Annotated in this window: 25 protein-coding genes; 16 read left to right on the top strand and 9 right to left on the bottom strand. The window is 68.6% G+C overall.

From position 1 onward, the window contains the following. Window positions 1-19: 19 nt before the first annotated feature. The 5 genes from araH (at window position 20) to WJ12_RS02755 (ending at window position 5,111) form a co-directional block, all read left to right on the top strand. On the top strand, window positions 20-1,036 hold the full coding sequence (gene araH, locus WJ12_RS02735) for an L-arabinose ABC transporter permease AraH (protein ID WP_034186402.1): 1,017 nt from the start codon (window positions 20-22) through the stop codon (window positions 1,034-1,036). A 28-nt stretch (window positions 1,037-1,064) separates the two neighbouring features. Beyond that, the gene (locus WJ12_RS02740; RefSeq protein WP_034186403.1) at window positions 1,065-1,862 is read left to right on the top strand and encodes an SDR family NAD(P)-dependent oxidoreductase; all 798 of its coding nucleotides are present in this window, start codon (window positions 1,065-1,067) and stop codon (window positions 1,860-1,862) included. Window positions 1,863-1,913: 51 nt separating this feature from the next. Next, window positions 1,914-2,975, top strand: coding sequence for an aldose 1-epimerase (locus WJ12_RS02745; protein ID WP_034186404.1), 1,062 nt, complete (start codon window positions 1,914-1,916; stop codon window positions 2,973-2,975). Window positions 2,976-3,014: 39 nt separating this feature from the next. After that, entirely contained in the window at window positions 3,015-3,857 is an 843-nt protein-coding gene (gene pyrF / locus WJ12_RS02750) for an orotidine-5'-phosphate decarboxylase (protein WP_034186405.1), read from the top strand. 195 nt (window positions 3,858-4,052) lie between these two features. Beyond that, window positions 4,053-5,111: a hypothetical protein gene (locus WJ12_RS02755; protein WP_034186406.1), complete on the top strand. Its 1,059-nt coding sequence runs from the start codon at window positions 4,053-4,055 to the stop codon at window positions 5,109-5,111. Window positions 5,112-5,146: 35 nt separating this feature from the next. Here WJ12_RS02755 and WJ12_RS02760 read toward each other — a convergent pair whose 3' ends face one another. The 3 genes from WJ12_RS02760 to thiL are packed head-to-tail and all read right to left on the bottom strand — an operon-like array spanning window position 5,147 to window position 7,212. Then, a complete protein-coding gene (locus WJ12_RS02760; RefSeq protein ID WP_069245538.1) occupies window positions 5,147-5,647 on the bottom strand; it encodes a CinA family protein in 501 nt (166 codons plus the stop codon). 31 nt (window positions 5,648-5,678) lie between these two features. Next, window positions 5,679-6,224 carry a phosphatidylglycerophosphatase A family protein gene (locus WJ12_RS02765; protein ID WP_034186408.1) on the bottom strand — a complete coding sequence of 182 codons (546 nt, stop codon included), beginning with the start codon at window positions 6,222-6,224 and terminating at the stop codon, window positions 5,679-5,681. Next, window positions 6,214-7,212, bottom strand: coding sequence for a thiamine-phosphate kinase (gene thiL / locus WJ12_RS02770; RefSeq protein WP_059558041.1), 999 nt, complete (start codon window positions 7,210-7,212; stop codon window positions 6,214-6,216). The genes WJ12_RS02765 and thiL overlap by 11 nt, the downstream gene beginning before the upstream one ends. 134 nt (window positions 7,213-7,346) lie before the next feature. Here thiL and WJ12_RS02775 point away from each other — a divergent pair, with 134 nt between their 5' ends. From WJ12_RS02775 to WJ12_RS02790, 4 genes are all read left to right on the top strand, one after another. Then, entirely contained in the window at window positions 7,347-9,689 is a 2,343-nt protein-coding gene (locus tag WJ12_RS02775; protein WP_269465996.1) for an NADP-dependent malic enzyme, read from the top strand. 376 nt (window positions 9,690-10,065) lie between these two features. Next, window positions 10,066-10,497: a guanyl-specific ribonuclease gene (locus WJ12_RS02780; protein WP_034186411.1), complete on the top strand. Its 432-nt coding sequence runs from the start codon at window positions 10,066-10,068 to the stop codon at window positions 10,495-10,497. A 16-nt stretch (window positions 10,498-10,513) separates the two neighbouring features. Beyond that, window positions 10,514-11,077: a barstar family protein gene (locus WJ12_RS02785; protein ID WP_034186412.1), complete on the top strand. Its 564-nt coding sequence runs from the start codon at window positions 10,514-10,516 to the stop codon at window positions 11,075-11,077. Window positions 11,078-11,287: 210 nt separating this feature from the next. Then, the gene (locus WJ12_RS02790; protein WP_049028426.1) at window positions 11,288-11,995 is read left to right on the top strand and encodes a hypothetical protein; all 708 of its coding nucleotides are present in this window, start codon (window positions 11,288-11,290) and stop codon (window positions 11,993-11,995) included. 78 nt (window positions 11,996-12,073) lie between these two features. Here WJ12_RS02790 and WJ12_RS02795 read toward each other — a convergent pair whose 3' ends face one another. The 3 genes from WJ12_RS02795 to speE all read right to left on the bottom strand — a co-directional run bounded on the left by WJ12_RS02795 (window position 12,074) and on the right by speE (window position 14,251). Beyond that, window positions 12,074-12,841, bottom strand: a complete 768-nt coding sequence (locus tag WJ12_RS02795; protein WP_059558087.1) for a 16S rRNA (uracil(1498)-N(3))-methyltransferase — start codon at window positions 12,839-12,841, stop codon at window positions 12,074-12,076. A gap of 17 nt (window positions 12,842-12,858) precedes the next feature. Further along, window positions 12,859-13,275, bottom strand: coding sequence for a VOC family protein (locus tag WJ12_RS02800; protein WP_034186414.1), 417 nt, complete (start codon window positions 13,273-13,275; stop codon window positions 12,859-12,861). A 118-nt stretch (window positions 13,276-13,393) separates the two neighbouring features. Further along, window positions 13,394-14,251, bottom strand: a complete 858-nt coding sequence (gene speE / locus WJ12_RS02805) for a polyamine aminopropyltransferase (RefSeq protein ID WP_059558038.1) — start codon at window positions 14,249-14,251, stop codon at window positions 13,394-13,396. Between the two features lie 215 nt (window positions 14,252-14,466). Between speE and tkt the strand changes: the two genes are divergently transcribed. Both tkt and gap read left to right on the top strand, forming a co-directional pair. Next, window positions 14,467-16,539, top strand: coding sequence for a transketolase (gene tkt / locus WJ12_RS02810; RefSeq protein WP_069245539.1), 2,073 nt, complete (start codon window positions 14,467-14,469; stop codon window positions 16,537-16,539). A gap of 87 nt (window positions 16,540-16,626) precedes the next feature. Further along, entirely contained in the window at window positions 16,627-17,637 is a 1,011-nt protein-coding gene (gene gap, locus WJ12_RS02815; RefSeq protein ID WP_006485712.1) for a type I glyceraldehyde-3-phosphate dehydrogenase, read from the top strand. Between the two features lie 96 nt (window positions 17,638-17,733). On the opposite strand, the gene WJ12_RS02820 is transcribed toward gap, so the two are convergent. After that, complete coding sequence (locus WJ12_RS02820) at window positions 17,734-18,615, bottom strand: LysR family transcriptional regulator (protein WP_059558037.1); 882 nt, start codon at window positions 18,613-18,615, stop codon at window positions 17,734-17,736. A 151-nt stretch (window positions 18,616-18,766) separates the two neighbouring features. Here WJ12_RS02820 and WJ12_RS02825 point away from each other — a divergent pair, with 151 nt between their 5' ends. Both WJ12_RS02825 and WJ12_RS02830 read left to right on the top strand, forming a co-directional pair. Continuing rightward, on the top strand, window positions 18,767-19,540 hold the full coding sequence (locus tag WJ12_RS02825; RefSeq protein ID WP_034186418.1) for an SDR family NAD(P)-dependent oxidoreductase: 774 nt from the start codon (window positions 18,767-18,769) through the stop codon (window positions 19,538-19,540). A gap of 15 nt (window positions 19,541-19,555) precedes the next feature. Further along, the gene (locus WJ12_RS02830; RefSeq protein ID WP_034186419.1) at window positions 19,556-20,614 is read left to right on the top strand and encodes an L-idonate 5-dehydrogenase; all 1,059 of its coding nucleotides are present in this window, start codon (window positions 19,556-19,558) and stop codon (window positions 20,612-20,614) included. Between the two features lie 105 nt (window positions 20,615-20,719). Here WJ12_RS02830 and WJ12_RS02835 read toward each other — a convergent pair whose 3' ends face one another. After that, complete coding sequence (locus WJ12_RS02835; RefSeq protein WP_034186420.1) at window positions 20,720-21,919, bottom strand: MFS transporter; 1,200 nt, start codon at window positions 21,917-21,919, stop codon at window positions 20,720-20,722. Between the two features lie 310 nt (window positions 21,920-22,229). On the opposite strand from WJ12_RS02835, the gene cynR reads away from it, so the two are divergent. Beyond that, entirely contained in the window at window positions 22,230-23,120 is an 891-nt protein-coding gene (gene cynR / locus WJ12_RS02840) for a transcriptional regulator CynR (protein ID WP_059558085.1), read from the top strand. 36 nt (window positions 23,121-23,156) lie between these two features. On the opposite strand, the gene WJ12_RS02845 is transcribed toward cynR, so the two are convergent. Continuing rightward, a complete protein-coding gene (locus WJ12_RS02845; protein WP_175029127.1) occupies window positions 23,157-23,879 on the bottom strand; it encodes a FadR/GntR family transcriptional regulator in 723 nt (240 codons plus the stop codon). Window positions 23,880-24,091: 212 nt separating this feature from the next. Here WJ12_RS02845 and WJ12_RS02850 point away from each other — a divergent pair, with 212 nt between their 5' ends. Continuing rightward, the gene (locus WJ12_RS02850) at window positions 24,092-25,414 is read left to right on the top strand and encodes a C4-dicarboxylate transporter DctA (RefSeq protein ID WP_034186448.1); all 1,323 of its coding nucleotides are present in this window, start codon (window positions 24,092-24,094) and stop codon (window positions 25,412-25,414) included. A gap of 118 nt (window positions 25,415-25,532) precedes the next feature. Next, window positions 25,533-26,540, top strand: coding sequence for an allantoicase (gene alc / locus WJ12_RS02855; protein ID WP_059558035.1), 1,008 nt, complete (start codon window positions 25,533-25,535; stop codon window positions 26,538-26,540). The last annotated feature ends 11 nt before the right edge of the window (window positions 26,541-26,551 follow it).

Genomic DNA, 26,551 nt, shown 5'->3' on the forward strand with positions numbered 1-26,551 from the left:
CAGGAGCAGGAGACACACCATGCAAGTCAACGAAAACCTCGCCAGCGCCGCCGTGAAGCCGACGGCCGACGCGCTGGTTCCACAGCAGGGCGACCGCCAGAAGTGGTGGCAGCACCTGACCGAATACAGCCTGATCGCGATCTTCGCGGTGATGTTCATCACGATGTCGCTGACGGTCGATCATTTCTTCTCGATCGACAACATGCTCGGCCTCGCGTTGTCGATCTCGCAGATCGGCATGGTCGCGTGCACGATGATGTTCTGTCTCGCGTCGCGCGACTTCGACCTGTCGATCGGCTCGACCGTCGCGTTCTCCGGCGTGCTGTGCGCGATGGTGCTGAACGCGACCGACAACACGTTCGTCGCGATCGTCGCGGCGGTCGCGGCCGGCGCCGCGATCGGCTTCGTGAACGGCGCGGTGATCGCGTACCTGCGCATCAACGCGCTGATCACGACGCTCGCGACGATGGAGATCGTGCGCGGGCTCGGCTTCATCGTGTCGAAAGGGCAGGCGGTCGGCGTGTCGTCGGATACCTTCATCGCGCTCGGCGGGCTCACGCTCTTCGGCGTGTCGTTGCCGATCTGGGTCACGCTGCTGTGCTTCATCGCGTTCGGCGTGCTGCTGAACCAGACGGTATACGGCCGCAACACGCTCGCGATCGGCGGCAACCCCGAGGCATCGCGGCTCGCGGGGATCAACGTCGAACGCACGCGCGTCTACATCTTCCTGATCCAGGGCGCGGTGACGGCGCTCGCGGGCGTGATCCTCGCATCGCGCATCACGTCGGGCCAGCCGAACGCCGCGCAGGGCTTCGAACTGAACGTGATTTCCGCGTGCGTGCTCGGCGGCGTGTCGCTGATGGGCGGCCGTGCGACGATCTCCGGCGTCGTGATCGGCGTGCTGATCATGGGCACCGTCGAGAACGTGATGAACCTGTTGAACATCGACGCGTTCTACCAGTACCTCGTGCGCGGCGCGATCCTGCTCGCGGCCGTGCTGCTCGACCAGCTGAAGAACCGCGGCGTACGCGACTGACCGACCGGTTTCCACGGAGACGAACCGCATGACCATCGACACTTCCGCGCACGGCGCGAGCGCCGCGCGATACGCGCGATACCCGAGCCTCGAGGATCGCGCGGTGCTGATCACGGGCGGCGCGACCGGCATCGGCGCGGCGTTCGTCGAGCACTTCGCCGCGCAGGGCGCGCGCGTCGCGTTCGTCGACCTCGACGCGGCCGCGGGCGCCGCGCTGGCGGACAGCCTCGCGCACGTGCGCCACGCGCCGCTGTTCATCCAGTGCGACCTGACCGACATCGACGCGCTGCGCCGTGCGATCGACGCGATCCGCGCGCGCATCGGCGCGATCGCGGTGCTCGTGAACAACGCGGCGAACGACGCGCGCCACGCGATCGGCGACGTGACGCCCGACGCGTTCGACGCGGGCATCGCGGTGAACCTGCGCCACCAGTTCTTCGCCGCGCAGGCGGTGATCGACGACATGAAGCAGCAGGGCGGCGGCGCGATCATCAATCTCGGCTCGATCAGCTGGATGCTGAAAAACGGCGGTTATCCCGTCTACGTGATGGCGAAGGCCGCCGTGCAGGGGCTCACGCGCGGGCTCGCGCGCGACCTCGGCCCGTTCGGCATCCGCGTGAATTCGCTGGTGCCGGGCTGGGTGATGACCGACAAGCAGCGCCGGCTGTGGCTCGACGACGCGGGCCGCGCGGCGATCAAGGCCGGCCAGTGCATCGACGCCGAGCTGCTGCCGGCCGACCTCGCGCGGATGGCGCTGTTTCTCGCGGCCGACGACAGCCGGATGATCACCGCGCAGGACGTGATCGTCGACGGCGGCTGGGCCTGACCCGTTCGCACCGACCTGCATCGTTTCCTCGACGAAGGAAAGGAGTTCGCCATGACCGCCCCGTCCTCGCACGCATCGTCGTCCACCAGCCAGTCGCGCCGCGCGCGCCTGGCCGCCGCCGCGCAGCCGGTCAGCCCCGGCCCGCAGACGGCTGCGTTCGCGCAGGGCGTCGGCGCCGCGCATGCGGCGGCCGTCACGCTGTCGAACGCGTCGTTGCGGCTCGACGTGCTGCCGCACCTCGGCGGCGGCATCGCGCGCTTCGACTGGCGCGGCGACAACGGCGCGCTGATGCCGGTGTTCCGCCGCTGCGAGCACCCGGAGACGGCGACGGACCCGAACGAGCTCGCGTGTTATCCGCTGCTGCCTTACTCGAACCGGATCGGCGACGGGCGCTTCGAATGCGACGGGCGCAAGATCGCGGTGCCGCGCAACCGCCGCGACGAGCCGCTGCCGATCCACGGCGACGGCTGGCTCGCGCCGTGGCAGGTGGACGATGCGACCGGCACGACGCTGCAGTTGTCGCTCGACCGCGCGGGCGGCGCGCCGTATGCGTTCCGCGCGATCCAGTCGTTCGAACTCGACGATGCGACGCTGTCGATCGCGCTGACGATCGAGAACGCGGGGCGCGCGCGGCTGCCGTTCGGGCTCGGCGTGCATCCGTTTCTCGTGCGCGACAGCGTGACCGAGCTGGCCGCGGCGGCCGGCGGGCTGTGGCTGTCCGGCGCCGATTTCCTGCCGGTGCGGCACGTGAGCGTGCCGCCGGCCTGGCAGTTCGGCGTCGCGTATCCGCTGCCGGCCGCGCTCGTCAATCACGCGTTCACCGGCTGGGGCGGCCACGCGACGGTGAGCTGGCCGCGCCGCGGGCTGTCGCTGACCGTCGCGGCGGACGCCGACGCGTACGTGCTCTACACGCCGCCGGGCGAGGATTTCTTCTGCTTCGAGCCGGTCGATCATCCGATCAATGCGGTGAACCTGCCGGGCGGCGCGGCCGCGCACGGGATGACGCTGCTCGCACCCGGCGAGCGCCTCACGCGGCGCTTCGCGTTCACCGTCGAACGCGCCGATGCACGCGGCCATGCCGCGACACGCGAGGGACGCCGGCGACGCGGGTAAAATACGCGGTCTACCAACGGTTTGCCGCGAGTACCCGCCATGTCTTCCCCGCTTACTTTCATCGAATCGCTGCGCGCCGCGTGGCAGCGCACCGACTCGCTGCTGTGTGTCGGCCTCGATCCCGAGCCGTCGCGCTTTCCCGTGCAGTTCGACGGCCAGCCCGACGCGATCTTCGAATTCTGCCGGCAGATCGTCGACGCGACCGCGCCGTACGCGAGCGCGTTCAAGCCGCAGATCGCCTACTTCGCCGCGCATCGCGCGGAAGACCAGCTCGAGCGCCTGATCGCGCACATCCACCTCCAGCATCCGGGCCTGCCCGTGATCCTCGACGCGAAGCGCGGCGACATCGGCAGCACGGCCGAGCAGTACGCGCGCGAAGCGTTCGAGCGCTATCGCGCGGACGCCGTCACGGTGAACCCGTACATGGGCTACGACTCGGTCGAGCCGTACTTCGAGCACGAAGGCAAGGGTGTGATCGTGCTGTGCCGCACGTCGAACCCGGGCGGTTCCGACCTGCAGTTCCTCGAAACGGGCGGGGCCGGCCATCCGGGCCGGCCGCTGTACCAGGTCGTCGCCGACCTCGCGGCGAACAAGTGGAACGCGAGGAACGGCCAGCTCGGCCTCGTGGTCGGCGCCACGTTCCCGAAGGAAATCGAGATCGTGCGCGGGATCGTCGGCGACATGCCGCTGCTGATCCCCGGCATCGGCGCGCAGGGCGGCGACGTGCAGGCGACCGTCAGCGCGGGCCGCACGGCCGACGGCACCGGCATGATGATCAACTCGTCGCGCGCGATCCTGTACGCGAGCAAGGGCGAGGACTTCGCCGAAGCCGCGGCGCTCGCCGCGCAGAAGACGCGCGACACGATCAACGCGCATCGCTGACATGCCGGCCGCCCGTTCGGGCGGCCACCGGCCGCGCCCGCGCCCGCGGGCCGCGCGCCTTCATCGCGTGTGTGCCGCGCTGGCGCACACGAGCAACTTCCCGTCGCTTCCGCACCGCATGCCCGCCGTTCATTCGCGCGATGCTGCCGCTTGTCATCGATCTGTAACGAAAATGTCAAGAAAGGGAGTGACGCCATGCCCAAGCTGTCCCGCCGTGTCCTGAGCGCGTTCGCCGCATCGTGGTGCATGACGTTCGCCCATGCGGCGGACCTGTCGCACTGGCCGGCCGACAGCGCGAAGGCGCTGAACGCGATGATCGCCGCGCACGCGCACCGCGGCGACTACGCGGTGTTCGACGCCGACAACACGACCTACCGCTACGACCTCGAGGAATCGCTGCTGCCGTACCTCGAGAACCGCGGCGTGCTGACGCGCGACACGCTCGACCCGTCGTTGAAGCTGATCCCGTTCAAGGATTCCGCCGACTACCGGGAGTCGCTGACGAGCTATTACTACCGGCTGTGCGAGATCGACGACCTCGTCTGCTACCCGTGGATCGCGCAGGCGTTCGCCGGGCAGTCGCTCGCCGATCTGAAGCGCCACGTCGACGCGATGCTCGCCGACGGCAAGCCGGTTCCGGTCCGCTACTGGCAGGGCGACAAGGTGGTCGACGGCGCGGTGAACCCGCCGCGCTTCTTCCGCGGCATGCAGGAGCTGTACACCGCGCTGCGCGAGAACGGCATCGACGTCTACGTGATGACGGCCGCGCACGAGGAGCTCGCGCGGCTCGTGCTGTCCGACCCGAAGTACGGCTACCACGTGAAGCCGCAGAACGTGATCGGCGTGACGACGCTGCTGCGCAACCCGGCGACCGGCGCGCTGACGACGTCGCGGCTGCAGATCAAGGCCGGCAAGTACGACGAGGCGGCGAACCGCAGCCTGGTGATCACGCCGTTCCTGATGAACCCGATGACGTGGTACGAAGGCAAGCTCGGTTCGATCGTCGGCTGGATCGACCAGTGGAAGAAGCCGGTGCTGGTCGCGGGCGACACGCCGGCGTCCGACGGCTACATGCTGCTGAACGCGACCGACGTCGCGCGCGGCGGCGTGCGCGTGTGGGTCAACAAGAAGGACAAGCAGATGACGCAGATCCGCGCGTGGTCGGACGAATCGGCCGCGAAGCAGAAATCGCTCGGCCTGCCGGTGACGGCGGACAAGAACTGGATCGTCGTGAAGCCCGACGCGATCCAGTAAGCGGCAAGCGGGGCGCGTCGCGCGCCCCGGCCCGGTCAGCCTTCGCGCTCGTCGAGCAGCTTCAGCAGCCCGCGCAGCGCATGCGCGGCCGCCTGCGTGCGGATCTGCTCGCGGTCGCCCTTGAACACGAGCGTCTCGACGTCGGTATGCAGCCGGTTGCTCCAGCCGAACGACACGGTGCCGACCGGCTTTTTCTCGCTGCCGCCGGCCGGGCCGGCGATGCCGGTGACGGACAGCGCGACCTGCGCGCGGCTGTTGCGCAGCGCGCCTTCGGCCATCGCGCGCGCGACGGGCTCGCTGACGGCGCCGTACTTGTCGATCAGGTCGGGCGGCACGCCGATCATCTCGATCTTGGCCTGGTTCGAGTACGTGACGAACCCGCGCTCGAACCACTGGCTGCTGCCGGAAATGTCGGTGATCGCCGCGGCGATCATCCCGCCGGTGCAGGATTCGGCAGTGGCGAGCGTCAGGTGCTCGTCACGCAGCTTGTTGCCTGCGCGGATCGCAAGCTGATGGACGACGGAATCGGTTGGCATGCGCGTCGGGATACGGGAGTCGGGAAATCGGTCAGCCGACGACGGAGCGCCACAGGGCGATCACGAGCAGCGTCATGAACGCGGCGACCAGGTCGTCGGCCATGATGCCGAGCCCGCCTTTCAGGCGGCGGTCGAAATAGCGGATCGGCGGCGGCTTGAGCATGTCGAAGAAGCGGAACGCGACGAACGCCCACAGCTGGCCGATGAAGGTCGCCGGCGTGACGAACAGCATCACGAGCCAGATCGCGACGATCTCGTCCCAGACGACGGCGCCCGGATCGGACCTGCCCGTCTTCCTCGCGGTGAAACCGGTGATCCACGTGCCCGCCGCGAAGCCGACGGCGATCAGCGCCCACCATTCGGGCACCGTCAGGTAGCGGTTGAGCACGACGAACGTCAGCCAGCCGAACAGCGAGCCGAACGTGCCGGGCATGATCGGCGCGAGCCCGCTGCCGAAACCGAGCGACACGATGTGCGCCGGGTGCGACAGCATGAAGCGCGCGGTCACGCGCTGCGGCGCGTCGGGTGCGGCGCCGGTCTCGGCCGCGGCAGGCGCGGGCGTCGGGTCAGTCTGCATGGAAGTGGTCGAAGCCGTGCAACGTGAGAGCGAGGGGCGCGCCGGCGGCGTCGTGCCACGCGATCGCGGGGAGCGCCGACGGCGCGGACATCGCGCGTATTGTACCGATTCGCGTGACCGGCACGCCGGCCGTTGCGCCGGCCGCCTCGACCGCCGCGCGGGCCGCGGCCGGCGCGGTGAAGCACAGTTCGTAGTCGTCGCCGCCCGCCAGCGTGCAACGGCGCTGCACGTCGGGCGGCAGCGTCGCGAGCGCGGCCGAGCGCGGCACCGCGTCGGCGTCGATCTCGGCGCGCACGTTCGAACGCGTCAGGATGTGCTGCAGGTCGCCGGCGAGGCCGTCGGAGAGGTCGAGCGCCGCGTGCGCGACGCCCGCGAGCGCCAGGCCGAGCGCGATGCGCGGCTCGGGCCGCTCGAGCGCGCGCCGGAACGCGGCCGCTTCGGCCGCGCCGGCCGCCCATTCGCCGCGCGCGACGCCGAGGCCCGCGCGGGCGTCGCCGAGCGTGCCGGACACCCACACGTCGTCGCCGTCGCGCGCGGCGTCGCGCCGCAGCGCCGCGTCGGGTGCGACTTCGCCGAACACGGTCACGCACAGGTTCAGCGGCCCGCTCGTCGTGTCGCCGCCGATCAGCTCGCAGCCGTAGCGCTCGGCGAGCGCGAACAGCCCGTTGCTGAAGGCCTCGAGCCACGCCGCGTCGGCGCGCGGCAGCGCGCAGGCGAGCGTGAACGCGCGCGGTTCGGCGCCCATTGCCGCGAGATCGGACAGGTTGACCGCGAGCGTCTTGTGGCCGAGCGCGTCGGGCGCGACATCGGGAAAGAAATGGCGGCCTTCCACCAGCATGTCCGTCGAAATGGCCAGCAATTTCCCGGATCGCGGCGTGATCAGCGCGCAATCGTCGCCGATCCCGAGCGTCGACGCGCGCGCCCCCTGCGCGGCGCGGCGCGTGAAGAAGCGTTCGATCAGCGAAAACTCGGAGAGGGCGGCTGGCACGTCGGGCGATCCGGAACGGTTGAAGGAACGGCATTGTACGAGGCGAACGGCGGCGCTTCTGCACCATCCGGTACATTTTTGTCGCGGCTGTTGCACCCGAATCGCAGGTCTGGCGGCCGATGATTGGCGCTACAATGCCGTCGAACAGTTATTCTAATCCGCCCGTCACGAGACACATGTCCACCCAAGCCTCCTCCAAAGCCAAGCTCCGCGAAGCCGCACTCGACTATCACGAATTCCCGACGCCCGGGAAAATTGCGATCGCCCCGACCAAGCAGATGATCAACCAGCGCGACCTCGCGCTCGCGTACTCGCCGGGTGTGGCGTACGCGTGCGAGGAGATCGTCGAGAATCCGCTCAACGCCGCGCGCTTCACCGCGCGCAGCAACCTGGTCGGCGTCGTCACGAACGGCACGGCGGTGCTCGGTCTCGGCAACATCGGCCCGCTCGCGTCGAAGCCGGTGATGGAAGGCAAGGCCGTGCTGTTCAAGAAGTTCGCGGGCATCGACGTGTTCGACATCGAGCTGAACGAGTCGGACCCGCACAAGCTTGTCGACGTGATCGCCGCGCTGGAGCCGACCTTCGGCGGGATCAACCTGGAAGACATCAAGGCGCCGGACTGCTTCATCGTCGAGCGCGAAGCGCGCAAGCGGATGAAGATCCCGGTGTTCCACGACGACCAGCACGGCACCGCGATCGTCGTGGCCGCGGCCGTCACGAACGGCCTGAAGGTCGTCAACAAGGACATCAAGAAGGTCAAGCTCGTCGCCTCGGGCGCGGGCGCGGCGGCGCTCGCGTGTCTCGACCTGCTGGTCGACATCGGCCTGCCGCTCGAGAACATCACGGTGACCGACCTGGCCGGCGTGGTTTACAAGGGCCGCACCGAGCTGATGGATCCGGACAAGGAGCGTTTCGCGCGCGAAACCGACGCCCGGACGCTGGCCGAAGTGATCGACGGCGCGGACATCTTCCTCGGCCTGTCGGCCGCGGGCGTGCTGAAGCAGGAGATGGTGAAGGGCATGGCCGAGCGTCCGCTGATCCTCGCGCTCGCGAACCCGACGCCGGAAATCCTGCCCGAAGCGGCGCTCGAAGTGCGCCCCGACGCGATTCTCGCGACCGGCCGCACCGACTACCCGAACCAGGTCAACAACGTCCTGTGCTTCCCGTTCATCTTCCGCGGCGCGCTCGACGTCGGCGCGACGACGATCACGCGTGAAATGGAGATCGCGGCCGTCAACGCGATCGCCGAGCTGGCCCAGCACGAGCAGAGCGACATCGTCGCGACCGCGTACGGCATCCAGGATCTGTCGTTCGGGCCCGAATACCTGATTCCGAAGCCGTTCGATCCGCGCCTGATCGTGAAGATCGCGCCGGCCGTCGCGCAGGCCGCGATGGACGGCGGCGTCGCGACGCGCCCGATCGAGGACATGGAAGCCTACAAGCAGCACCTGCAGCAGTTCGTATATCACAGCGGCACGACGATGAAGCCGATCTTCCAGATCGCGCGCGCCGCGTCGGAAGAGAAGAAGCGCGTGGTGTTCGCGGAAGGCGAGGAAGAGCGCGTGTTGCGCGCCGTTCAGATCATCGTCGACGAGAAGTTGGCCAAGCCGATCCTGATCGGCCGCCCGTCGGTGATCGAGCACCGTATCCAGCGCTACGGCCTGCGCCTGACGCCGGGCACCGATTTCACGGTCGTCAACACCGAGCACGACGAGCGCTACCGCGACTTCTGGCAGACGTACTACAAGATGATGGCGCGCAAGGGCATCAGCGAGCAGCTCGCGCGCGTCGAGATGCGCCGCCGCACGACGCTGATCGGCTCGATGCTGGTGAAGAAGGGGGAAGCGGACGGGATGATCTGCGGCACGATCAGCACCACGCACCGCCACCTGCACTTCATCGACCAGGTGATCGGCAAGCGCCCGGGCTGCAGCGTGTACGCGGCGATGAACGGCCTCGTGCTGCCGGGCCGCCAGATTTTCCTCGTCGACACGCACGTGAACGTCGATCCGACCCCGGAGCAACTGGCCGAGATCACGATCATGGCGGCAGAGGAAGTGCGCCGCTTCGGCATCGAGCCGAAGGTCGCGCTGGTGTCGCACTCGAATTTCGGCACGAGCAACGCGCCTTCGGCGAAGAAGATGCGCGATACGCTCGCGATCCTGCAGGAAACCGCGCCGGAGCTGAAGGTCGACGGCGAAATGCACGGCGACGTCGCGCTCGACGCCGCGCTGCGCAAGGAAATCCTGCCGGAATCGACGCTGGAAGGCGAAGCGAACCTGCTGATCCTGCCCAACATCGACGCCGCGAACATCGCGTACAACCTGCTGAAGACGGCCGCCGGCAACAACATCGCGATCGGGCCGATCCTGCTGGGCGCCGCGCAGCCGGTGCACGTGCTGACCGAATCGGCGACCGTTCGCCGCATCGTCAACATGGCGGCGCTGCTGGTCGCCGACGTGAACGCGGCGCGCTGAGCCAAAACGAACGCGCCAGGCCGGTCGAACCGGCGTGGCGCGTCGGGAAAATTGTAAACAAAGGCAAAAAGAGGCGTGCCCGCAACGGGCACGCCGCCGGGCAGGGCGCAAACGCGCTTCCCGCAAGCAACAAGCAGCATCTCTCCACTCCAGACAGCGAGCGCGGCAGGGAGGCAGGTCCTGCCAACAGCGAGATGCCATCCGGATTTTATCCTATGTAAGATAAATGTAGTGTAATTTCGGTAAGAAATGCGCGATTCCGGGTATCGCGACGCTTTCGATTCCCAAACGGACATTGATTCGCGCGGCCAATAACGCTACGCTAACGCCTTTGTTGGTCGTCAACTACTTGATTTAACAGCGGGAACCCTGGTTCATGGCACGCAAGTGGCTCCGCAACGGCGCGCTCGCGTCCGTCTTCGCGATGTTCGCGATGGGTATCGTCGGCACGCCGACGGGCAGTCTGGTTTCCGCCGCTTACGCACGGGAGGCCGTTCCGGCCGACGTGGCCGCCAGCGGGCTCGATACGATTCCGGTTGCCAGTCTTCCGCGCGAGGCCGTGACCACGCTGGGCCTGATCGGCGCGGGCGGCCCCTATCCGTACGAGAAAGACGGCGTCGTATTCGGCAACCGCGAGCGGATCCTGCCGAAGGCGAAGCGCGGCTACTACCATGAGTACACGGTGCCGACGCCGCGTGCCCGCAATCGCGGGGCGCGCCGGATCGTCTGTGGCGGGCCCTTGCGCCGGATCGACAACTGTTACTACACGGGCGACCACTACAACAGTTTTAAACGTATTGTTGAATGACTTCGGGACGAATGGCATGAGCGACTCCATCTACGCGCACGATACGGCGGCGGCGGATCTGTTCGCTGCCGGCGACGGCAATCTGTTTCAGCGCGTGATCCAGCTGCACGCGGCGGCGCAGGCTGGCAGCACGCCGGAGCAACAGGAAGCCGAACCCGGGCTTTCATCGAACGAGGAGCCTATGAGCCTTTTCACGACCGTGCGACCCAATCTCGTGCAGTCGATCCGCGCGTTCCGCGTGCAGGATCTCGCCGACGAAGCCACCCGGCTCGGCCAGCACTTCCTGTTCGCGTATTGCGGCGCCGCGCAGTCGAAGCAGGAAGTGATGGAAACGATCGCGACGTCGTTCCTGTTCCCGAAGCATTTCGGGAAGAACTACGATGCACTGTACGACTGCCTGACCGACCTCGTCGCGAAGGCCGGCGCGCAGCCCGGTTTCGTGATCGTTCTCGAAGGGCTGCCGATCGCGCAGAAATTCGACAAGGAAGGGCGCGAGACGCTGCTCGACGTGTTCCGCGAGGCGGCCGAGTTCTGGGCCGAGCGCAAGGTCGCGTTCCGCGTGTTCTACTCGTTCGCGTAAGCACGCACCGGCCCGCGGCCGATCCGGCAGGAAGCCCGCCTCGAGCGGGCTTTTTTGCGCCTGCGCGATGCGTCCGGGCCGGTGCGCGCGCCGCTTGCCGACATCCGCCTTTCATCCGGCGCCGTTTTTCGGGACAATCCGGTCGGCCCGGCTGTGGCAGCCGCCGTACCGGGTGCGTACAACAAACCATCGAGAGAGGGCTGTCTTCCCATGAATATTTCCCGTTCCGCACGCGCCGTCGTGCTGCCCCTGCTGGTCGCGGCCGGCGCCGCGCATGCCGCGCCGCTGACGCCCGAGCAGACCGTCGACCTTTACATCGGCGCGCTCGTCAACGGCGACGTGTCGAAAGCGCGCGAATTCAACGACGCGGTTCGTGAGAGCTACAGCGGCAAGGACGCGCTCGACATCGGCGTGCTGTCGACGATGGGCGAGTCGATGCGCAGGGACATGGCCGACGGGATACTGGCGCCGATGCCGCCGAAGGCCAGTGCCGCGTTGCGTCCGTCGGTCGAGAGCATGGCCGCCGCGTATCAGCGCGCGCTCAATCGCTCGACATGCAAGACGACCGGGTCATCGCAACAACCGAACCCGGACGTCGAGGGCGCGACGATCGCGACAGTCGAATTCGCGTGTCGCGTGGCCGATGCGGGGCCAGGCGCGAAGGCGCTGGAGGCGAAGCTGGGGCCGAATCGGCGCCTGAAGAGCGAGGCGGCGCGCATTGCGTCGCTCAAGACGATCTTCTCGGGCATCGCGCAGGTGCTGGACGACGCACCGGTGACGCATCCGGTGGCGGGCAAGATCGACATCTACAGCCTCAAGGAAGGCGGCTGGACGACCGGTAGTCCGGGGGACGTGCTGACGCCGGTGGTCGACGCGTTGTCCGATTCGATGCCGCACGGCTCGTCGAGCGACAAGTAACGTGCGACGAACCGCGGCGTCCGCGTCGCGTGCGAGCGGGGAAGGGCCGTGCTGCCTCGCGGCGGCACACCCTGCTCGTCACCACCCGCCCCAACGCGCGGCCAGCGCCGCGAGCACGGCCGCGCCGGCCGTTTCGGTGCGCAATACGCGCGGCCCGAGCGACAGCGCGGTGAAGCCGCGGGCGCGCGCCGCGTTTTCCTCGTCGGGCGACAGCCCGCCTTCGGGGCCGATCAGCAGCGTGACGGCGGCGGCGGGCGGCGTGCCGGGCAGCGACGCGAACGGGATGCTCGCGCGCGGCGACAGCAGCAGCCGCAGTTCGCCGTCGGCCGGTGCGGCCGGCAGCGCGTCGAGCCACGTATGGAAGCCGGCGACCGGCGCGACGCCGGGCACACGGTTGCGTCCGCACTGCTCGCACGACGCACGCACGACGCCGCGCCAGTGCGCGACGCGCTTGTCCGCGCGTTCGCCGGACAGCTTCACGACGCCGCGCGCGGTCGACAGCGGCACGACCGCCGCGACGCCAAGCTCGACGGCCTTCTCGATCACCCAGTCCATCTTGTCGCCGCCGGCGATTCCCTGCGCGAGCGTCACGCGATAGGGCGGCTCGGCTTCGGCCGGTTCGAACGTTTCGATCTGCGCGATCGCGTTGCGCTTGTCGATCTCGACGAGCCGGGCGCGGTACTGGCCGCCGGTGCCGTCGAACAGCGCGAGCACGTCGCCCGGCTGCAGGCGCAGCACCTGGGCGTGGCGCGCGACGTCGGCCGGCAACGCGAGCGTGGCGTCGGCGCGCAACGCGGCGTCGACGAAAAAGCGCGGCACGGCCGCGGTGGTGGTGGCTTCGTTCATGCGTGTTGCGGTGTCGGTCATGCGTCGAGACGGTGTCCAAGCGCCCATCGGTAGCCGTCGAGATCCTCGATCTGCGCGAAGCGGTCGCCCCAGAACTGGTCCTGCGGCGCGCTCAGCGATTTCGCGCCCGCGTCGAGCGCGCGCTGCCAGGTGGCGTCGACGTCGTCGACATACAGATAGAAGGATTGCGGCGCGGTCATGTTCGCGCTTCTCGGCGTGAGCGCGGTCGAGCCGAACGCGCCTTCGGGCGCGAACATCACGATCAGCTGGCCGCGGTAGGTCATCTCGACGTGCATGATCGCACCGTCCTCGTCGTGCACGTCGCGCAGCGCGAAGCCGAAGGCGGCCTTGAAGAAATCGATGGCCGCGCGCGCGTTGCGTACGGCCAGGTAGGGCGTCAACCAAGGCACGTTGGCCGGACGTGGATCGGTCATGAAAATCTCCTGTGGGACCAGGTGGGCGCTGCATCCGGGTCATTCCGGTTCCGCGTTTCGCACGGCGAACCATGCGCAACCCCACGGGAAAAACGGAACGATGCGGCCGCCCGGACGCTCAGCGGCGAACGCCCAGTGTATCGCGCAGCGCGCGCGGCAGGGCAAAGAGGGACGCATGCAACCGCGCATCGTAGTAGCGCAGGTCGTGGACGCGGCGGGCCGCGAGGCGATCGTCGATGTCGTGCGCGAACAGCGCGGCCGCGTCGAGCGTGTCGCTCGCGATCGCCATCAGCCACTGCGAGCCGTACAGCGGCACGTGCGCGGACAACGGATCGACGACCGCGAAGCTCGCGCGCAGGTCGTCGAGCAGCGCGGCGATGCGCGCGGCGTGGAATATCGGCGAGCCGAGGTGCATCGAAATCGCGCCGCACGGCGTGAGAATGCGCTTGAGGCGTGCGTAGAACGCACGCGTGTAGAGGCCGGCCGCCGGCGAATCGGGCGGCGTGAGATCGAACACGACGAGATCGAAATGCTCGACGGTCGACTCGACGAAGTGCGCGGCGTCGCCGATCACGACCTCGACGCGCGGGTCGTCGAGCGCGCCCTGGTGCACGTCGTCGAGATAGCGGCGCGCCATCCCGACCACCTCGTCGTCCAGCTCCGCGATCACGATCCGCTCGATGCACGCGTGCTTGAGCAGCTGGCGGGCCGCGCCGCCGTCGCCGCCGCCGAGCACGAGCGCCTTCTTCGGCGACGGGTGCGCGAGCGCGGCCGGGTGCGTCATGCACTCGTGATACACGTACTCGTCGCCGACCGACGTCATCGGCCGGCCGTCCAGCGTGAACAGGCGGCCGAGCTGCGGGGTTTCCCAGACCTCGATCTGCTGGTGCGAGGACGCGACGCGCGCGAGCCGCCGGGCATTCGGGAAGCCGTAGGTGGCGTGGGGCGTAGGGTGGAAGAGAAGCGTGGTGCTCACGGGCGGACCCTTGGGGCAGGCAGTTCCGACGTCTGAATTATAGGAGGCGGGCGGTTCGACGGAAAACCGTGCCGGAACACTACGCGCCGACAAGGGAAATGTCAGCCCATCTGTTAAAATGACGAGCTTTGCAGCCCCGTCCGTAGGCTCCGTCCGCTTCGCGTCCGTCAGGCGCCGCACCACGCGCCGGGAACGATCGACGCTCGCGCTTCCGGATGCCGCCGTGCCCCCGTTTCCTCGACTCGTTCTCCGGACTCGACATGACGACTTCGTCTCCCGCCTCCACCACCCTGATGGCCAACGCGATCCGTGCGCTCGCGATGGACGCCGTCCAGCAAGCGAACTCCGGTCACCCCGGCATGCCGATGGGCATGGCCGAAATCGGCGTCGCGCTCTGGTCGCGCCATCTGAAGCACAACCCGACGAACCCGCACTGGGCCGACCGCGACCGCTTCGTGCTGTCGAACGGTCATGGCTCGATGCTGCTGTACTCGCTGCTGCACCTGACCGGCTACGACCTGCCGATGGAAGAGCTGAAGAACTTCCGCCAGCTGCACTCGAAGACGCCGGGCCACCCGGAATACGGCATCACGCCGGGCGTCGAGACGACCACCGGCCCGCTCGGCCAGGGCCTCGCGAACGCGGTCGGCATGGCGCTCGGCGAAGCGCTGATGGCTGACGAGTTCAACCGTGACGGCGCGAAGATCGTCGATCACCACACGTACGTGTTCCTCGGCGACGGCTGCCTGATGGAAGGCATCTCGCACGAAGCCTGCTCGCTCGCCGGCACGCTGAAGCTGAACAAGCTGATCGCGCTGTACGACGACAACGGCATCTCGATCGACGGCGACGTGGTGAACTGGTTCCACGACGACACGCCGAAGCGTTTCGAAGCGTACGGCTGGAACGTGATCCCGAACGTGAACGGCCATGACGTCGACGCGGTCGACGCGGCGATCGCGAAGGCGAAGCTGTCGGACAAGCCGACGCTGATCTGCTGCAAGACGGTGATCGGCCAGGGCGCGGCCACGAAGGCCGGCGGCCACGACGTGCACGGCGCGGCGCTCGGCGCGGAAGAAATCGCGAAGACGCGCGAAGCGCTCGGCTGGAAGTGGGAGCCGTTCGTGATTCCGCAGGAAGTCTACGCCGCATGGGACGCGAAGGAAGCCGGCAAACGCGCCGAAACCGAATGGGACGCGACGTTCGCCGCCTATCGCGCGAAGTTCCCGGCGGAAGCCGCCGAATTCGAGCGCCGGATGGCCAACAAGCTGCCGGCCGACTGGGCTGAAAAGGCCGCGGCGATCATCGCCGGCGCGAACGAGCGCGCCGAAACGGTCGCGACCCGCAAGGCGTCGCAGCAGGCGATCGAAGGCCTGGCCGCCGCGCTGCCCGAACTGCTCGGCGGCTCGGCCGACCTGACCGGCTCGAACCTGACCAACTGGAAGGCGTCGAAGGCGGTCCGCGCGAATCCGGAAGGCCCGGGCGTCGTGCTGGGCAACCACATCAACTACGGCGTGCGCGAATTCGGCATGAGCGCCGCGATCAACGGCCTCGCGCTGCACGGCGGCCACAAGCCGTTCGGCGGCACGTTCCTGACGTTCTCCGACTACAGCCGCAACGCGCTGCGCGTGGCCGCGCTGATGAAGGTGCCGTCGATCTTCGTGTTCACGCACGATTCGATCGGCCTCGGCGAGGATGGCCCGACGCACCAGTCGATCGAGCACGTGTCGAGCCTGCGCCTGATCCCGAACCACGACGTGTGGCGTCCGGCCGACACGGTCGAGACGGCCGTCGCGTGGACCCACGCGGTCGCCGCCGACCGACCGTCGAGCCTGATCTTCAGCCGCCAGAACCTCGCGTTCAACCCGCGTACCGATGCGCAGATCGCGAACATCGAGAAGGGCGGTTACGTGCTGAAGGACTGGGACGAAGAGATCGTCGCGCGCAAGATCATCCTGATCGCGACGGGCTCGGAAGTCGAACTCGCGATGAAGGCCGTCGAGCCGCTCGCGCAGCAGGGCATCGCGGCCCGCGTCGTGTCGATGCCGTCGACCAACGTGTTCGACCGCCAGGACGCCGAATACCGTGAGCGCGTGCTGCCGCACGGCGTGCGCCGCGTCGCGATCGAAGCGGGCGTGACGGCCTTCTGGCACAAGTACGTCGGCCTGGAAGGCGGCGTCGTCGGGATCGACACGTTCAGCGAATCGGCGCCGGCCGGCGTGCTGTTCAAGTACTTCGGCTTCACCGTCGAGCACGTCGTCGAGACCGCCAAGGCCGTACTGGCCTGACAACATACGCGACGCGCGCCACCCGTCGCGCGCGTCGCACCGTGAAGCTGCACGAAACGAATTTTTTCAGCCATCAGGAGATAGACCATGACGATTCGCGTCGCAATCAACGGCTACGGCCGTATCGGCCGCAACACGCTGCGCGCGTTTTATGAAAACGGCAAGAAGCACGATCTCGAGATCGTCGCGATCAACGACCTGGGCGATGCGAAGACCAACGCGCACCTGACCCAGTACGACACCGCGCACGGCAAGTTCCCGGGCGAAGTGTCGGTCGACGGCGACTACCTCGTCGTGAACGGCGACAAGATCCGCGTGCTGGCGAACCGCAACCCGGCCGAACTGCCGTGGGGCGAGCTGGGCGTCGACGTCGTGATGGAATGCACGGGCTTCTTCACGACGAAGGAAAAGGCGAGCGCGCACCTGAAGGGCGGCGCGAAGAAGGTCATCATCTCGGCGCCGGGCGGCAAGGACGTCGACGCGACGATCGTCTACGGCGTGAACCACGACGTGCTGAAGGCCGAGCACACCGTCATCTCGAACGCATCGTGCACGACGAACTGCCTCGCGCCGCTCGTCAAGCCGCTGAACGACAAGATCGGCCTCGAAACCGGCCTGATGACGACGATCCACGCATACACGAACGACCAGGTGCTGACGGACGTCTATCACGAAGACCTGCGCCGCGCGCGTTCGGCCACGCACAGCCAGATCCCGACGAAGACCGGCGCGGCGTCGGCCGTCGGCCTCGTGCTGCCGGAACTGAACGGCAAGCTCGACGGTTACGCGATCCGCGTCCCGACGATCAACGTGTCGATCGTCGACCTGTCGTTCATCGCAAAGCGCGACACGACGGTCGAGGAAGTCAACGCGATCATGAAGGAAGCATCGGAAGGCGCGCTGAAGGGCATCCTCGGCTACAACGACGCACCGCTGGTGTCGATCGACTTCAACCACAACCCGGCTTCGTCGACGTTCGACGCGACGCTGACCAAGGTGTCGGGCCGTCTCGTCAAGGTGTCGAGCTGGTACGACAACGAGTGGGGTTTCTCGAACCGCATGCTGGATACCGCTGTCGCATTCGCGAACGCGAAGTAATCCCGCACGTTGCGCGGCCGCCGCGAGGCGGCCTGCGCGGCGAACGAGCCCGGCCGGTTTTTCCGGTCGGGCTTTTTTGTTGCCGCGTTCGGTGGCTCACGCCGCGGTCACCTGCTCGAGCGTGGCGGCGAACGCACGCTTCAGCGGGCTGTCGAGATCGGTCCACGCGAGGCCGATGCCGGTGCGGTGCCCGGCCAGGTCGAGCGGCCGCGCGAGCACGTTCGGCGGCAGCGCGCTCGCGGCTTCCGCCGGGATCAGCCCGATCCCCATGCCCGCCGCGACGAGCGCGAGCATCGTCGTGAATTCGCCGAACTCCTGGGCAATCTCGAGCGTCGTGCCCGCGCGGCTCAGCGCGAGCAGCATGTCGTCGTGAAAGCCGGGCGCGTAGCGGCGCGCGAGCACGAACACCGGCTGGCCGCGCAGCGCGGCCGGCGGGATCGGGTCGTGCACCGCGAGCGGATGATCGAGCGGCAGCGCGACGACGAAGCCTTCTTCCAGGATCACGCGCGTGTCGATGCCCGCATACGCGGCCGGCAGCCGGATCATCCCGAAATCGATCCGCCGGTCGCGCAGTGCGGCGATCTGGTCGGGCGTCGGCATGTCCTTCAGGTCGAGCGCGATCAGCGGATAACGCTCGCGCATCGTGCGCAGCACGGCCGGCAGCAGCGCGGGCAGCACCGACGACACGAACGCGATCCGCAGCGTGCCGATTTCGCCGCGGCTCGACAGCCGCGCCATCTGCTCCGCGCGCGCGGCCTGCTGCAGCGTGGCGCGTGCTTCGGGCAGGAACACGCGCCCGGTGTCGCTCAGTTCGACCTTGTGCCGGTCGCGCTCGAACAGGCGCGCGCCGAGTGCTTCCTCGAGTGCCTTGATCTGCATGCTCAACGCGGGTTGCACGATGCACAGGCGCCGCGCGGCGCGCCCGAAATGCAGCTCTTCCGCGAGCGTGACGAAGGCGCGCAATTGCTTGAGTTCCATGGTCGGCGGGCCCCCGTGGGCGGTAATCAGATTTCATGATAACCGGATCAAAAACAAGCATTGGCGCGGGGCCCGGCCGCCGGTGGAAGATAACGTCGACGCGAGACCGGCCGCGACGGGCAGCCGGCTCCCCTGACATGAGGAGACATCGATGACCCATGCGCTTGACCGGTTCCGCCTCGACGGCCGCCGCGCACTGATTACCGGCTCCGGACGCGGGATCGGGCTGACGCTCGCCCGCGGACTCGCGGAAGCCGGCGCGGCGATCGTCATCAACGATCGCAATGAGGAGAAGGCCGCGACGCTCGCGCGCCGTTTCCGCGACGAAGGCTTCACGGCCGACCATGCGGTGTTCGACGTGGCCGAGCACGCGCAGGTGCGCGCGGCGATCGACGATGCCGAGGCGCGCATCGGCGCGATCGACATCCTCGTGAACAACGCGGGCATCCAGCGCCGCGCGCCGCTCGACACGTTCGATCCGGACGACTGGCATGCGCTGATGCGCGTGAACCTCGACGGCGTGTTCAACGTCGCGCAGGCCGTCGCGCGGCACATGATCGCGCGCGGCCACGGGAAGATCATCAACATCTGCTCGGTGCAGAGCGAACTCGCGCGGCCGACGATCGCGCCGTATGCGGCGACCAAGGGCGCGGTGCGGATGCTGACGAAGGGGATGTGCGCCGACTGGGCGCGCCACGGCATCCAGGCGAACGGCCTCGCGCCCGGCTATTTCGAAACCGAACTGAATCGCGCGCTGGTCGACGACGCGGCGTTCTCGGACTGGCTGTGCAAGCGCACGCCGGCCGGTCGCTGGGGGCGCGTCGACGAGCTGTGCGGCGCGGCGATCTTTCTCGCGTCGGCCGCCTCCGATTTCGTGAACGGCCAGACGCTGTTCGTGGATGGCGGCCTGACCAGCGCCGTTTGACGAGAGGAGAGGGTCATGCGTATGCGTTGCATGTGTGTGGTGATCCACGGGCCGAACGACCTGCGGGTCGAGGAGCAGGACGCGGGCGAGATCGGCCCGGGCCAGGTGCGCGTCGACGTCGCGATGGGCGGCATCTGCGGCTCCGACCTGCATTACTTCCGGCATGGCGGCTTCGGCGCGATCCGGCTGCAGCAGCCGATGGTGCTCGGCCACGAGGTGGCCGGCACGGTCGCGGAGGTCGCGCCGGACGTGACGTCGGTGAAAGTCGGCGACCGCGTCGCGGTCAATCCGAGCCGGCCGTGCGGCGCGTGCCGCTACTGCCTCGAAGGGCTGCCGAACCAGTGTCTCGACATGCGCTTCTACGGCAGCGCGATGCGCATGCCGCACGTGCAGGGCGCGTTCCGCAACGCGCTCGTATGCGACGCCGTGCAGTGCGTGAAGGTTGCCGATCACGTGCCGCTGTCGCTCGCGGCGCTCGCCGAGCCGTTCGCGGTCGGGCTGCATGCGGTGTCGCGCGCGGGCCCGCTGATCGGCAAGCGGGTGCTCGTGTCGGGGTGCGGGCCGATCGGCGTGCTTGCGGTCGCGGCCGCGCGCGTGCACGGCGCGACGGAGATCGTCGCGACCGACGTCGTCGAGGCGCCGCTGGCGGTGGCCAGTGCGCTCGGCGCCGACCGCACGATCAACGCGGCCGCCGATGCCGGCTGGGTCGCGCGTTACGCCGCCGACAAGGGCACGTTCGACGTGATGATCGAGTGTTCGGGCAATGCGCGGGCGCTGCGAGACGGGCTGGACGTGATGCGGCCGCGCGGTGTCGTCGTGCAGCTCGGGCTCGGCGGCGACGTCAGCCTGCCGCAGAACGTCGTGGTCGCGAAGGAGCTGTCGATCTGCGGATCGTTCCGCTTCCACGCGGAATTCGCGCTCGCGGTGCAGCTGATCAATGCGGGGCGCGTCGACCTGCGGCCGGCCGTCACGCGCGTGTTCCCGATGCGCGATGCGAATCTCGCGTTCGAACTGGCCGGCGACCGGCAGCGCGCGATGAAGGTGCTGATCGATTTCGCGGGCGAGACCGCGTGACGGCGCGGCACTGACCCGCGACGGCCTCGACGCCGTCGCCACGAGGCACGCCCGCGATACGCGCGGCGTGCCTCGGTCGTCGTGTCGCGGAAACGGAGGATCGCGTTACGGCGTGACCTGCCGCGTGCCGACACGTTGCGAGGCGAGCCACAGCGCGATCAGCACGCCCGACAGCGCCGCGCCCGCGATGCACACGCCGCGCCAGCCGGCGATGCCGTACGCGACGCTCGCCGCGAACGACCCGAGCGCGCCGCCGATGAAGTAGCTCGTCAGGTAGATCGTCGTCACGCGGCTGCGCGCGTTCCCGGCCAGCGCGTAGATCACGCTCTGGTTCGAGATGTGCATGCCCTGCACGCCGACGTCGAGCAGCAGGATGCCCGCGATCAGCGCCGCGAGCGAATGCGCGCCGGCCGCGATCAGCGCGAACGACGCGAGCACGGCCGCGGCGAACAGCCCCGTCGCCGCGTTGCCGTGGCCGCGATCGACGAGCCGGCCGGCCGACGTCGCCGCGAGCGCGCCCACCGCGCCGACGACGCCGAACAGGCCGATCCGGCCTTCGGAATAGCCGTACGGCGGCTGGCTCAGCAGGAACGTGAGGCCCGTCCACAGCAGGCTGAAGCACGCGAACACCAGCGCGCCGTAGGTCGAGCGCAGCGCGATCAGCGGTTGCGCGCGCACCAGCGCGACGAGCGACTTCATCAGCGCCGCATAGTCGACGCGCGTGTCGCGGCGATCCTTCGGCAGCTTCACGGCGAGCACGCCGGTCAGCGCGAGCACCATCACCGCGGCGATGCCGTACACCGCACGCCAGCCGAACCCGTCGGCGATCGCGCCGGCCGCGACGCGCGCGAGCAGGATGCCGAGCAACAGGCCGCTCATCACGGTGCCGACCGCGCGGCCGCGCGAGCGCGCGTCGGCGAGCGATGCCGCGAACGGGACGAGCAGCTGCGTCGAGCAGGTGACGAAGCCGACCGCGACGTTCGCGACGACGAACGTCGTGAAATTGGTGCTGACGGTCACGGCGGCCAGCGCGACGACGTTGAGCATCAGCAGCCGCACGATCAGCGTGTGGCGGTTGACCGCGTCGCCGAGCGGGACGATCAGCAGCAGGCTCGCCGCATAACCGAGCTGTGTCAGCGTGACGAGATAGCCGAGCTCGGCCGGCGCGCGGCCGAAGCTGCGCGCGATCGCGGCGAGCAGCGGCTGCGCGTAATAGATGTTGCCGATGACGATGCCGCACGCGCAGGCGAACAGCAGCGTCATGCCGCGGGTCAGCGGAGGATGGTTGTCGTGATGCGGTTCCATGGTCGTGAAAAAACGGCGGCGCCGGCCGGCGGCACGGGACCGTCGGTTGCGCGGGGTGACGGAAATCGGGGCCGGTGTGACGGATCGGCGGTGGGCCGATGCGCGCCGGGCGGATCGCGGCCGGGCCCGGATCGGGCGCGCGGCGGATCGTCGTGCGGCGGGCGCAGGCAGGGCGGGCCCGGGCGGGCCGCTCCGGTGCGGACAGGTGCGAGGCACGGGAACGGATGTGCGTATGATGCGGGAGTCGCCCCATAGCGTCCAAGACTGGATCGTTATGGTATTCATTGGCAAAACCAATACATTGGCCGCGATGCTTCTTCGCCACATCCGCTATTTCCTGGCCGTCGCCGAGCAACGCAGTTTCACGCGCGCGGCCGATGCGCTGCACGTGTCGCAGCCCACGCTGTCGCAGCAGGTGCGCCAGCTCGAGGACACGCTCGGCGTGCAGCTGTTCGACCGCTCGGGCCGCACGGTGCGGCTCACCGAATTCGGCGAAGTCTATGCACGCCATGCGCGCGCCGCGCTGCACGAGCTCGATGCGGGGCAGCGCGCGCTGCACGACGTTGCCGATCTCGGCGGCGGGTCGCTGCGGCTCGCGATGATGCCGACCTTCGCGGCCTACCTGAGCGGCTCGCTGATCGACGGTTTTCACACCGATTACCCGAACGTCGCGCTGACGATCGACGCGATGCCGCAGGCGCGCATCGAGGCGCTGCTCGCCGACGACCGGCTCGACGCGGGTTTCGCGTTCATGCCGTCGCGCGCGCCGGACATCGACGCGCTGCCGCTGTGGGACGAGCCGCTCGCGCTCGTGACGGGCCGCACGCACCGTCTCGCGCGGCGCCGCCGCGCGCTGACGCCGGCCGAGCTCGGCGGCGAGCCGCTGGTGCTGCTGAGCCGCGCGTTCGCGACGCGCGAGCGCATCGACCGGTACTTCATCGAGCATGGCGCGCGGCCGACGATCGCGATCGAGACGAATACGATCAGCGCGGTGCTGGCGCTCGTGCGATGCGGCCGGCTTGCGACGGTGCTGCCCGATGCGATCGCGCGCGAGAGCGGCGAGCTGTGCGCGCTGGAGATCGATCCGCCGCTGCCGGCCCGCACGGCCGCGCTGCTCACGCGCCAGGGCGCGTACCGCAGCGTCGCGGCGCGCGCGTTCATCGAGCGCGCGCTCGCGTTCCGCTATCCGTCGGGCGGGTGACCGGGACGCCCGGGCCGTTTGGGAACCGGGGGCGCGTCAGGCGCCTGGCGTCGGGAAGAAGATGCCTGCGCGCTGCGCGGCGTTCGCGATGTGCGTTTCGATCGCGGTGCCCGCGGCGGCCGCATCGCGCGCGATCAGCGCGTCGACGATCGCGCGGTGCTCGTGCCATGTCGACAGCAGCAGCTCGCGCCGGTAGAACGGCATGCGCTGGCTTTCCTTCATGATGTCCGCGCTGCTGCGCAGCACCGATTCGATCGCCGCGTTGCCGGCCAGGTGGATGATCCGCATGTGGAAGTCGAAGTCGAGCTGCGACGCTTCGTCGATCGCGTTGTCGGTCAGCGCGACGTGCAGGTCGGCGAGGTTGTCCTCGAACCATGCGATGTCGGCGTCGCTGACGACGCGCGCGGCCATCCGCGCGGCGAACCCTTCGAGCGCATAGCGCATCTGGTACGTATCGGGCGGCGACGACTGCTCGGAGAACTGCCACGGATGCGCGGCCGACGCCTGCGCGCTTTCGACATACACACCCTTGCCCGCCCGGATGCGCAGCATCCCGAGCGCCTCGAGCGTCGACAGCGCCTCGCGCAGCGACGCGCGGCTGATTTCCAGCTCCTCGGAGAGCTGGCGCTGGGCCGGCAGCAGGCTGCCGACCGGATAAACGCCTGCCTCGATCCGGTCGCGGATCGTCGCGATGGCGGCGTCGGTCACGGTATGCGGAACGTTTTTCATGGTGTGGACTTTGGCCGGTCTGACCGGCATTGTAATCCGCACGCGGGCAGTGCACGACGCCCCTACGGGAAAGCCACGATCCGACCCTGTCAGATGCGTTCCAAGCGGGCGGGCAGGGGCGGGAAATCCCTATTTTGTCGGTCCTTGACGCCACTATATCGGCTTCCTACTATCCACCATAACATCACTGGTCTTACCAGTATGAACAGACGAAACTGCAACCGTTGGATCGGGAGAGCGCCGTGTCGAAATTCCTCAATTCGCTGTTTGGCCGGGTAGTCGTCGCATTGATCCTGGGGGTCGCGCTAGGCGCGTTCTTCCCGCACTTCGCCGAGTCGCTGCGGCCACTCGGCGACGGCTTCCTGAAGCTGATCAAGATGGTCATCGGCCCGATCGTGTTCTGCGTCGTGGTCAGCGGGATGGCCAATGCGGGCGACCTGAAGAAGGTCGGCCGGGTCGGCCTGAAGGCCGTCGTCTACTTCGAGGTGATGACGACGATCGCGCTCGGCATCGGCCTGGTGCTCGCGTGGTTCACGCGCCCGGGCGTCGGGATGAACATCGACCTGCGCTCGCTCGACGCCGCGTCGCTCGCGTCGTACGCGAAGAACGCCGAAAGCCTGAAGGACACGGCCGGCTACCTGATGAAGATCATCCCCGACACCGCGATCGACGCGTTCGCGAAGGGCGACATCCTGCAGATCCTCGTGTTCGCGGTGCTGTTCGGCTCCGCGCTGTCGCTGCTGGGCGACAAGGCGCAGCGCGTCAACTCGCTGATCGAGGAACTGTCGCACGTGTTCTTCCGGATCATCGGCTTCATCATCAAGCTCGCGCCGCTCGGCGTGCTCGGCGCGATCGCGTTCACGACCGGCAAGTACGGCGTCGCGTCGCTCAAGCAGCTCGGCTACCTCGTCGCGGTGTTCTACGTGAGCTGCTTCGTGTTCGTCACGGTCGTGCTCGGCATCGTGATGCGCATCGCGGGCTTCTCGGTGTTCAAGCTGATTCGCTACCTGCGCGAGGAACTGTCGATCGTGCTCGGCACGGCGTCGTCGGACGCGGTGCTGCCGCAGGTGATGAGCAAGCTCGAATACATGGGCATCAAGGATTCGACGGTCGGCCTCGTGATCCCGACCGGCTATTCGTTCAACCTCGACGGCTTCTCGATCTACCTGACGCTCGCGGTGCTGTTCATCGCGCAGGCGACCAACACGCCGCTGTCGACCCATGACCTGATCGTCGTGCTGCTCGTGTCGCTCGTCACGTCGAAGGGCGCGCACGGCATCCCCGGTTCGGCGATCGTGATCCTCGCGGCGACGCTGTCGGCGATCCCCGCGATCCCGGTGCTCGGCCTCGTGCTGATCCTGCCGGTCGACTGGTTCGTCGGCATCGCCCGCGCGCTGACCAACCTGATCGGCAACTGCGTCGCGACGGTCGTCGTCGCGGTATGGGAAAACGACATCGACCGCGCCCGTGCGACGCGCGTGCTGAACCGCGAGCTGCGCTACGTGCCGGCCGACGAGGCAGGCCGCGCGGCGCCGGTGGGCGGCGACCAGGCTCACGCGCTCTGAGCGCGGCTCGGCGCGCGGGCCGGCTTCGCCCCTGGCCATTGCGCGCGCTCGTCTTGCATGCGCCGGCGCCTCGATGCGCCGGCCTTTCACCAGAAATAACCGGAAATCAGGAGACGACGTGGCAGCCCCCATTCTCGATTCGAACGCGCCCGCGTTTGCGCGGCGCTACATGAACCTTGCCGACCCGCGCCTCGGGGCGCAGGCGCTGTTCGCCAGCGACGAATTCTTCGCGCCGAAGGAGCGCATGCTGAATCCGGAGCCGGCCGTGTTCATTCCCGGCAAGTACGACGACCACGGCAAGTGGATGGACGGCTGGGAAACGCGCCGCAAGCGCACGACCGGCCACGATTTCTGCGTGGTGCGCCTCGCGCGGCCGGGCGTGATCCATGGCGTCGACCTCGATACGAGCCACTTCACCGGCAATTTTCCGCCGGCCGCGTCGATCGAGGCGTGCGCCGTCGACGGCGACACGCCGCCCGACGACGCCGCGTGGCGCACGATCGTCCCCGCGACGACGCTGCAGGGCAATTCGCACCACTACGTGAGCGTCGACGACGCGCAGCCGGTCACGCACCTGCGCGTGAACCTGTATCCGGACGGCGGGCTCGCACGGCTGCGCGTGTACGGCCAGCCGCAGCGCGACTGGCGCCACGTGCCGGCCGGCGAGCTCGTCGATCTCGCGGCGATCGAGAACGGCGGTTATCTGGTGGCCGCGAACAACCAGCACTTCGGGCCGGCATCGCAGATGCTGATGCCGGGGCGCGGCGCGAACATGGGCGACGGCTGGGAAACGCGGCGCCGCCGCGAGCCCGGCAACGACTGGGCGATCGTCGCGCTCGCGCGGCCGGGCATCATCCGGCGCGTCGAGGTCGACACGGCGTTCTTCAAGGGCAATTTCCCCGACCGCTGTTCGCTGCAGGCCGCGCACGTCGCGGGCGGCACCGACGATTCGCTCGTCACGCAGGCGATGTTCTGGGCCGAACTGCTCGGCGAGCAGAAGCTGCAGATGGATCACGTGCACACGTTCGACCAGCTCGCGGCGCTCGGCCCCGTCACGCACGTGCGCTTCAACATCTTCCCGGACGGCGGCGTGTCGCGCCTGCGTCTGTGGGGCGAGCCGGCCTGAAGGAGGGCAGC

The sequence above is a fragment of the Burkholderia seminalis genome (assembly GCF_001718535.1).
Classification (GTDB): Bacteria; Pseudomonadota; Gammaproteobacteria; order Burkholderiales; family Burkholderiaceae; genus Burkholderia; species Burkholderia seminalis.

Bases quoted from the DNA above. Each gene is read 5' to 3' on its own strand.
- araH (WP_034186402.1), top strand. From the start codon at position 20: ATGCAAGTCAACGAAAACCTCGCCAGCGCCGCCGTGAAGCCGACGGCC.
- WJ12_RS02740 (WP_034186403.1), top strand. From the start codon at position 1,065: ATGACCATCGACACTTCCGCGCACGGCGCGAGCGCCGCGCGATACGCG.
- WJ12_RS02745 (WP_034186404.1), top strand. From the start codon at position 1,914: ATGACCGCCCCGTCCTCGCACGCATCGTCGTCCACCAGCCAGTCGCGC.
- pyrF (WP_034186405.1), top strand. From the start codon at position 3,015: ATGTCTTCCCCGCTTACTTTCATCGAATCGCTGCGCGCCGCGTGGCAG.
- WJ12_RS02755 (WP_034186406.1), top strand. From the start codon at position 4,053: ATGCCCAAGCTGTCCCGCCGTGTCCTGAGCGCGTTCGCCGCATCGTGG.
- WJ12_RS02760 (WP_069245538.1), bottom strand. From the start codon at position 5,647: ATGCCAACCGATTCCGTCGTCCATCAGCTTGCGATCCGCGCAGGCAAC.
- WJ12_RS02765 (WP_034186408.1), bottom strand. From the start codon at position 6,224: ATGCAGACTGACCCGACGCCCGCGCCTGCCGCGGCCGAGACCGGCGCC.
- WJ12_RS02775 (WP_269465996.1), top strand. From the start codon at position 7,347: ATGCCGTCGAACAGTTATTCTAATCCGCCCGTCACGAGACACATGTCC.
- WJ12_RS02780 (WP_034186411.1), top strand. From the start codon at position 10,066: ATGGCACGCAAGTGGCTCCGCAACGGCGCGCTCGCGTCCGTCTTCGCG.
- WJ12_RS02785 (WP_034186412.1), top strand. From the start codon at position 10,514: ATGAGCGACTCCATCTACGCGCACGATACGGCGGCGGCGGATCTGTTC.
- WJ12_RS02790 (WP_049028426.1), top strand. From the start codon at position 11,288: ATGAATATTTCCCGTTCCGCACGCGCCGTCGTGCTGCCCCTGCTGGTC.
- WJ12_RS02795 (WP_059558087.1), bottom strand. From the start codon at position 12,841: ATGAACGAAGCCACCACCACCGCGGCCGTGCCGCGCTTTTTCGTCGAC.
- WJ12_RS02800 (WP_034186414.1), bottom strand. From the start codon at position 13,275: ATGACCGATCCACGTCCGGCCAACGTGCCTTGGTTGACGCCCTACCTG.
- tkt (WP_069245539.1), top strand. From the start codon at position 14,467: ATGCCGCCGTGCCCCCGTTTCCTCGACTCGTTCTCCGGACTCGACATG.
- gap (WP_006485712.1), top strand. From the start codon at position 16,627: ATGACGATTCGCGTCGCAATCAACGGCTACGGCCGTATCGGCCGCAAC.
- WJ12_RS02820 (WP_059558037.1), bottom strand. From the start codon at position 18,615: ATGGAACTCAAGCAATTGCGCGCCTTCGTCACGCTCGCGGAAGAGCTG.
- WJ12_RS02825 (WP_034186418.1), top strand. From the start codon at position 18,767: ATGACCCATGCGCTTGACCGGTTCCGCCTCGACGGCCGCCGCGCACTG.
- WJ12_RS02830 (WP_034186419.1), top strand. From the start codon at position 19,556: ATGCGTATGCGTTGCATGTGTGTGGTGATCCACGGGCCGAACGACCTG.
- WJ12_RS02835 (WP_034186420.1), bottom strand. From the start codon at position 21,919: ATGGAACCGCATCACGACAACCATCCTCCGCTGACCCGCGGCATGACG.
- cynR (WP_059558085.1), top strand. From the start codon at position 22,230: ATGCTTCTTCGCCACATCCGCTATTTCCTGGCCGTCGCCGAGCAACGC.
- WJ12_RS02845 (WP_175029127.1), bottom strand. From the start codon at position 23,879: ATGCCGGTCAGACCGGCCAAAGTCCACACCATGAAAAACGTTCCGCAT.